This is a genomic window from Pseudomonadota bacterium (assembly GCA_026390555.1).
In the GTDB taxonomy this organism is placed as follows: domain Bacteria; phylum Bdellovibrionota_C; class UBA2361; order UBA2361; family OMII01; genus OMII01.
Window position 1 is genome coordinate 22274 of the sequence record JAPLFS010000052.1, and the last position, 6841, is coordinate 29114.

General features: G+C 51.2%; 7 protein-coding genes. 6 read left to right on the top strand and 1 reads right to left on the bottom strand.

Annotation, left to right across the window (positions count from 1 at the left end; genetic code table 11):
* Positions 1-8: 8 nt before the first annotated feature.
* Positions 9-1466 (bottom strand): UDP-N-acetylmuramate--L-alanine ligase, encoded by a 1458-nt coding sequence (gene murC / locus NTV65_07015; GenBank protein MCX6114947.1) that lies wholly within the window; start codon positions 1464-1466, stop codon positions 9-11.
* A gap of 109 nt (positions 1467-1575) precedes the next feature.
* On the opposite strand from murC, the gene NTV65_07020 reads away from it, so the two are divergent.
* The 6 genes from NTV65_07020 to NTV65_07045 form a co-directional block, all read left to right on the top strand.
* Positions 1576-3168, top strand: coding sequence for a DUF2079 domain-containing protein (locus NTV65_07020; GenBank protein ID MCX6114948.1), 1593 nt, complete (start codon positions 1576-1578; stop codon positions 3166-3168).
* A gap of 102 nt (positions 3169-3270) precedes the next feature.
* Positions 3271-4002 carry a methyltransferase domain-containing protein gene (locus NTV65_07025; protein ID MCX6114949.1) on the top strand — a complete coding sequence of 244 codons (732 nt, stop codon included), beginning with the start codon at positions 3271-3273 and terminating at the stop codon, positions 4000-4002.
* Positions 3999-4370 carry a twin-arginine translocase TatA/TatE family subunit gene (locus NTV65_07030; protein ID MCX6114950.1) on the top strand — a complete coding sequence of 124 codons (372 nt, stop codon included), beginning with the start codon at positions 3999-4001 and terminating at the stop codon, positions 4368-4370. The genes NTV65_07025 and NTV65_07030 overlap by 4 nt, the downstream gene beginning before the upstream one ends.
* Positions 4367-5122, top strand: a complete 756-nt coding sequence (gene tatC, locus NTV65_07035; protein MCX6114951.1) for a twin-arginine translocase subunit TatC — start codon at positions 4367-4369, stop codon at positions 5120-5122. Before NTV65_07030 ends, tatC begins: the two co-directional genes overlap by 4 nt.
* 104 nt (positions 5123-5226) lie before the next feature.
* Positions 5227-6231, top strand: coding sequence for a hypothetical protein (locus NTV65_07040; protein ID MCX6114952.1), 1005 nt, complete (start codon positions 5227-5229; stop codon positions 6229-6231).
* A 313-nt stretch (positions 6232-6544) separates the two neighbouring features.
* Positions 6545-6841 (top strand): hypothetical protein (locus NTV65_07045; GenBank protein MCX6114953.1); only part of this gene is annotated, 297 nt, incomplete at its 3' end.

The following is a 6841-nucleotide window of genomic DNA, read 5'->3' on the forward strand; positions in this document are numbered from 1 at the left end:
AAAACCCCTTAATCTTCTCTGCCTAAACTGCCTAGCTCCGCCCCTAATGCAACTAGACTTGGCGCTATCTTGGTGTCTGATAGGCTTTCTTGGGAGCCACTAAGGGCCTCCAACAGCCCCTCGGGGACTGCTCCAATTGAGCCAGCGCCTAGACATATAACTAGGTCTCCAGCTTCAAGTCTCGGCAGGAGTGCTTGACGAAGATTCTCAAGTGACGGAATAAACTCGACGTTCGTGTGCTCTACTGCAGTACTTAATAGCTCTCCCGATATTCCCTCAATTGGAATCTCGCTGGCGGCATATATCTCAGTCAGAAGCAGTAGATCTGCATCCTTAAAACAGGTCAGATACTCCTGCCAACAGAGCTTGGTGCGTGTATAACGGTGCGGCTGAAAAATAACCACTAGGCGCTTAAGGGTCTCGCCGAAACACTCCCTAACGGCGCGCAGGGTAGCTCGAATCTCGGTCGGGTGGTGTCCGTAATCGGTCATAACGGTAACGCCGCGCGCCACGCCCACAACCTCAAGACGTCGCTGCACACCACCAAAGGCGGCTAAGGCGCTGCGAATTACCTCGATTGAAACTCCGAACTCAAGACCAACCCCTATAGCTGCCAGGCAGTTCTGTACAAGATGACGACCGAACATCGGAAGCTTAAAACGCCCAAGGTGCGCCCCTCGATAAACAACCCCGAACTCCATCCCTGCACGACCCGCTGTCACGTTAACGCCTACCAGGTCAGCCTCAGGAGAGAATCCGTAGGTGAGAACTCGGCGCTTACACTCCGAGGCGATCTGCCGCACTACGGGATCGTCGATACACAAGATAGCAAGGCCATAAAAGGGGACCGCCTCAACGAAACGACGGAACGAATCATCGAGGTCCTGTCGTGAGCGGTAGGCGTTCATATGCTCATTATCGATATTTGTTACTATCGCTACGGTCGGCTTAAGAAGAAGGAAGCTGCGGTCGCTCTCGTCGGTCTCGGCAACAAGGAACTCCCCCTTACCTAGCCGCGCGCCGGTGTCACGCGCCTTGACCTGACCACCGATAATAACGGTAGGGTCGAGCTCGGCTGCCTCAAGGATAGCGCCGCACATACTGGTCGTTGTTGTCTTGCCGTGCGAGCCGGCAACTCCAACGCCGTACTTTAGGCGCATCAGCTCGGCTAGCACCTCAGCTCTACGTACGATCGGCAACTTTCTGCGCTTCGCTTCGCGCATCTCAGGGTTACTCGGCGTTACGGCCGATGAATAAACCACAAGCGATGCGGTTGGTGGAATATGCACTGCGGCATGCCCGATTGAAACCTTAGCCCCCAGTCGCTCAAGGCGTCGAGAGATCTCGGAGGCCTTAAGATCGGACCCAGAGACCTGAAAACCTGAGGAAAGAAGGATCTCGGCTAGTCCGGACATGCCGGAGCCGCCAATACCGATAAAATGAAAATGAAGTCGGGGGTTATACATAGAGAGCCCACGATAGCACCTTCCCACTAACTATGGGAGGGCCAAGAAGGGTGTGCTTCTACTTGACAATTACGCTACTATGGCCCGAGTTTAATTGTGGGATGCGTGAATGGTCTTAGATATACTGCCTAAGTTGCAGACACGGCTGCGGTCCCTGCAATTATTGATTCCAGCACCTCTTTTGGTCGCGTATTATCTCGGCCTGCCCCTAAAGTTAATCGTTGGTATCTCTTTCGTCACTGTAGGGATCGTTCTGTATCGCAAGCCGAGTGACTCCACGGCAGGAAATACTAGTGTGCGCTCTCTACTTTGCCTTCTTAGCTTGTATCCTATCGTTGTTTTCTTAGTGCAGGTATCGCGCTGGCATAATGGGACTCAAGGGGTTGATTTCGCCATATTTTCTCAGGTGGTTCACAACTTTAGCTCAAAAAATGAACTGCAAACTTCATTAATTGATGGTCAGTGGCATCATTTTCTTACTCATCATTTCTCACCATATCTGTATGTCGTTGGCTTTATAGATAAGGTTTTTAACAATCCAGAGCTACTGCTGTTGGCACTGCACTCGTTAACAATTACTTCAATCGTCTCAATGATCTTCTTAATAGCGTTCAATCTTAGTAGGGACATTCGAGTAGCTGCACTACTCGCGACCCTCAGTATACTTCTGCCCGCGCCGCGTATAGGACTTCTCTGGGAGGTTCGTGATGAGATCTTCGCGCTCCCGTTTCTTTTAGCGGCCTTTCTGTTCTTCCTGCGAGGCGAGCATATGAGGGCTGTTATTTGTCTTGTGGCCACGATGTTCTTTAAAGAGACCCTACTAGTAGCATCTACAAGCTTCTGTATTATGGCTCTAGCGATCTCATACTTAAACGATGCTCCGAATCAACGGCGAACTAGGCTGCTTTATGGTGGGTGTTTCCTTTTTGGATGCGCTGGTTTTTTACTTTATACCAAGGTTCTTCCGGGCTGGCTTTTCTGGTCGACATTCAACCCGCTCTCAAGAGTTAGTACCATATCGCAACTTTTGGACCCGAACCTCCTACGCGCTAAGATCTGGTGGCTAACTACAATTATCGCTCCAATTACGCCGCTTCTACTCCTCGCTTTTGTCAAAGCACGTAGCAGTACGGTGCGAGACTACAGGGAATATCTAGTTCGACCGCTACTTTTCTTATTACCCGCTGCACCATTTGTTGGAATGATCCTGGTGTCAAACTCTGATGGTATGAGTAATCCATATAATTACTATTCTATCCTGCCTGCATTACTTATAACTGTTGGGATTTTTACAAGCTTGCGTACGGTATCTACCGAATTGAAGCTAGTGGCGCTGTTGTTTTGTTGTTTGATAGCAAGCTTTATCGGGCCTCGCATAAGGATCCCCAAAGAGATAAAAACAGCTTTGATGCAGGAGTCCCCGGTGCAGCGCTTGCGTCAGATAATCCCCCCTACTGCGGTAGTGCTGACAGGCGACTGGGATGCTGCACTCTTTATTCGACAGCGACAGGTGATGCGGCTCTATCACGCTAATAAAAACATAATGAGGTTCGATTTCATCGTGCTGCGAAAAACCAGCCCTTCAAATAGCTCTGTGATACGACTCTCTAAATACCTACTTGCCTGGTCAGAGCCTTGCTATGAGGATGAGGTTTGGCTGGTCCGTTGTGCATTTAACAGCGCAAAACCCAGGGCAAGGTAGCGCCCCCTTCACGGATCTAGGCCTGTTAGGTATCAAATTGGCCAAATTATAGGGTTTAGTGCTATCAGTTATGGGCCTGTATTTTTGGATTAAAGCTATACTATGGCTAGCGCAATGGATCTCCCCCTGGAGGCAGCCCCCCAGGAACGATATATATTTAAGCCTCTGTGTGGCTCTAGTCACTTCTGGGCCTTACAGCAGCTTAAGGGCCGGGTAGCTGGCACTAGGGTGCTCGATATCGGGGCGGGTGGCGGTGGGATCGGGCGCAGCATTAGGCCCGAAAAACCAGCGCAACTCGTTGCTATCGAGATAGACCTGCGTGCTCAATTGCCCCTACAAGAGCTCTACGACGAGGTGCACGGAGACCTCTCGCCCCTAAAGGAACGCCAGTTCGATACTATTATATTACTCGACGTGCTTGAGCATATGAGCGATCCGTTCGCCTTTCTCAGCAGGGTCCAGGAGCTACTAGCGCCTAATGGGCTAATTATTATCTCCGTTCCTAACGTGGCGCACTGGAGCGTTAGGTTTCCGCTTTTTTTCTGCGGTCGCTTTGAGTATCGCTCGCGTGGCATCCTAGACAGAACGCACCTACAGTTCTTCTCACGTCGCAGGTTTCTTGAGCTCTGCTCAGCCATTGCAGGGTGTCGAATTGAACGGCTCTCGGCCAGTATAGAGCCGGTTGAGCTGATTCTGCCGACCTTATTGACGGCGAATCCGATCTTCTCCGCCCTAAGCCGCTGTAGAATCTTTATTGCGGAGCTCCTGCCCGGCCTAATGGGGTATCAACACCTAGCGCTACTTAAACACCGTAGTGCAACGGAGAGCGTGTGAGCATAAGTTTCAGTGAAATTATTGTCATATTTCTGGTGGCGCTAGTCCTCTTTGGGCCAGAGCAGTTGCCCGTTCTGGCGCGCAGTATCGGAAAGATAGTCGGAGAGCTAAAACGGGGCTCCGACTCTGTTCGCCGCGAGTTTTACAACTCAGTCTATAAACCTGCCGACGAGGTACGCCGCGATCTCTCTATCGATAGCCGCGCACTAAGAGCGCTCAAGGCTGAGATTATGGCACCACCAATAGGTTCAGCTCCTACAAATCACCGCGCGCTGCAAGTGCCTGAGCCAGAGCCTAAGCCTCAGCCCCCCAGCGACAGCGCCCCATCGGCCTCAGATAGCCCGACCATTCAAACGGAGACGAAATGAGCACCGTAGACGATCCGCACATATTTCGAATGGGGCTTATGCAACACCTACGCGAGTTGCGTAAGAGGCTTATTATCTCCCTTATCGCAGTAACGCTCGGAGCTATCGTAGCTTACCTCTATGCCGGTCAGATCTTTGCCATCCTCTGCGCCCCGTACTTCGCCTCTTTTCCCAATAGCCCGCTAATCGGAACCTCGCCTGCAGAGGCCTGGCTACTCAAGCTAAAGGTCTCTGTATTTGCCGGTGCGATACTCACCTCACCCCTACTATTTTATCAGCTCTGGCTCTTCGTGGCCCCCGGCCTCTATCAGACGGAGCAGCGCTTGGTAGCTCCCTTCGTTATCCTAAGTACGGTCCTCTTCACACTTGGCGCTTACTTCTGCTACGAGCTTGCGCTACCCCTATCACTACGCTTCTTTTATGAGGAGTTTCGCTCTATCGGTATCACCCCAACTATCAAGATAAGCGATCACCTCTCGATGTCGATCACAGCGCTACTAGGTTTCGGGGTTGTATTTGAGCTGCCGCTACTCTCGTTTTTTCTAACGCGTGCGGGGGTCTGTGATCACACCTTTCTTCTGCACCACTTTCGCCACGCAGTTGTTATTATATTCGTAGTTGCAGCGGTGCTGACACCACCCGATGTTATGACCCAGTTTATGATGGCCGGCCCCCTCCTTATCCTGTACGGTATTAGTATCGGGGTCGCCTACCTAGCCTCTAAGCGCTCCAACGCTCAACTAAGTACCTGAACCTACTTAAGCAAAATATCCTAGTCTGAGAAACGGCCATAATCGGTAAAGAAAAGCCGATTTATAGCCGTTAAATAACTCTTGGGCTTTAATGGAAGATGGGCATGACAACACCTTCGCAACACGATATGAGCGCGGGAGATAATACCTGGGATCGTGCCCTCGATGCTGTCCGTTCTACGCTCCATGTACCCTCAGCCCTCTCTACGTTGATACGGGGCTCCTGGAACGAGAGTATCTCCAGCAGGGATTTTATGCGCCTGCTCGGATTCCCCGGCTGTAACTCTAGCTGCCTACTACGCGCTGCTGAGATCGTACCCGTCGCTACAGTTGCTAATTCAAAGGAGGTACAGCACGCAGTAGAGATTCTAGGGGTACGGGCCTCCGCTGTTATGCTCTCGATAAATTTCGTATGTCAGAGCGTGCTAGATTCAGCGCCCCCTGAAAAGGTCTGGGCACCCCTACTTAAAGATATGATGAGCGAGGTGGAGATCGGATATCACTTCGGGATGAGCGCAGATAAGCTTGGTTGTGAATACGGCATGCTTGTGGGTTTCTCGCACTGGGCTGGACTGGCTATCTTATTGGGGCGCCATCCACGTGAATTTACTGAGTGGCGCAGCAAAAACATGCAAACCCCCTCAACTGCGGCCGCATTAAGATCCTTTGGATGCGAGGGGTATCAGGCCAGCTCCCTAGTCCTTCAGCAGCTCGGATTCGGCACAGATGTGGCAACCGCTGCGGTGATAGCCCTAGGAGATCTACAGGCCGGAATGATTGAGTTAAAGCCTGACGTAGAGCTCTGGCGCGCTGCGCGGCACTGGATTGGCGCGCTAAATAATGGGCGACTCTATCCCGACAACGAGCTCTCTCAAAAAACCTTCGCTAATTTAATGCCTCCCGTTATGAACGAGCTCAATCAAGGGGAGACACCACTGCACCTGGCTATGCTCTACGAAAACATTACCCGTATTCGTACCGCTCACTCCTCCTGGACCTGGCATCTTCCTAGCGATAGCTACGAAAAATCCGCACGGATAGTGGCAAAAAATGGGAGAGATCGTTCTTATAATACCGCACGCCCATCAACTTCTCTCTCTCAGAGATAATTATTATACAAAACAACAGATGTTTTAATTGACACCGCGTGCTCGTACCCTCATCATAGTGAAAGGGCATCACTCTTCGGGGAACCAGCCATCGAATCCCTCCCCATGTACTTAGCTTCCCGAGTGGTTGGAACTTTTGTGAGTGAATGTCGACCGAAATAGGGCACCTATCTGGCAACAGATAGGTGCCGTTTTTATTTTCGCTTGGAACCTAACTACTGATGTAAAGGTGTTTGGTGACCCCTTTCTGTTCAATAGCGCTTTCAGTAATACAGAGCTTTCGGTAAGACAGCGCTTTCAGTAAGATGGTGCGATGCGAAAAACAAACAGCTCCTATCCCGTGCACGAACTCTCAGCCAAGGTGCAGGGTACTGTAATCGGAGATAACTCACTTTTAATTCAGGGTCTGTGCGCACTAGAGACGCCGCAAGCGTCACACCTAGCTTTTATTCGCACGCGCTCCGCAGAGCAGGTCTCTAAGCAGCTAGCAAAGGCCCCCGCCATGGCCATCCTCGTTGCTCAGGATATGCTCCCTAAGGTTCTATCAGAAACGGCAGCTAGCGTTATCGTTGTTACGGATCCATACAACGCCTTCCTGGACCTCCTTCCG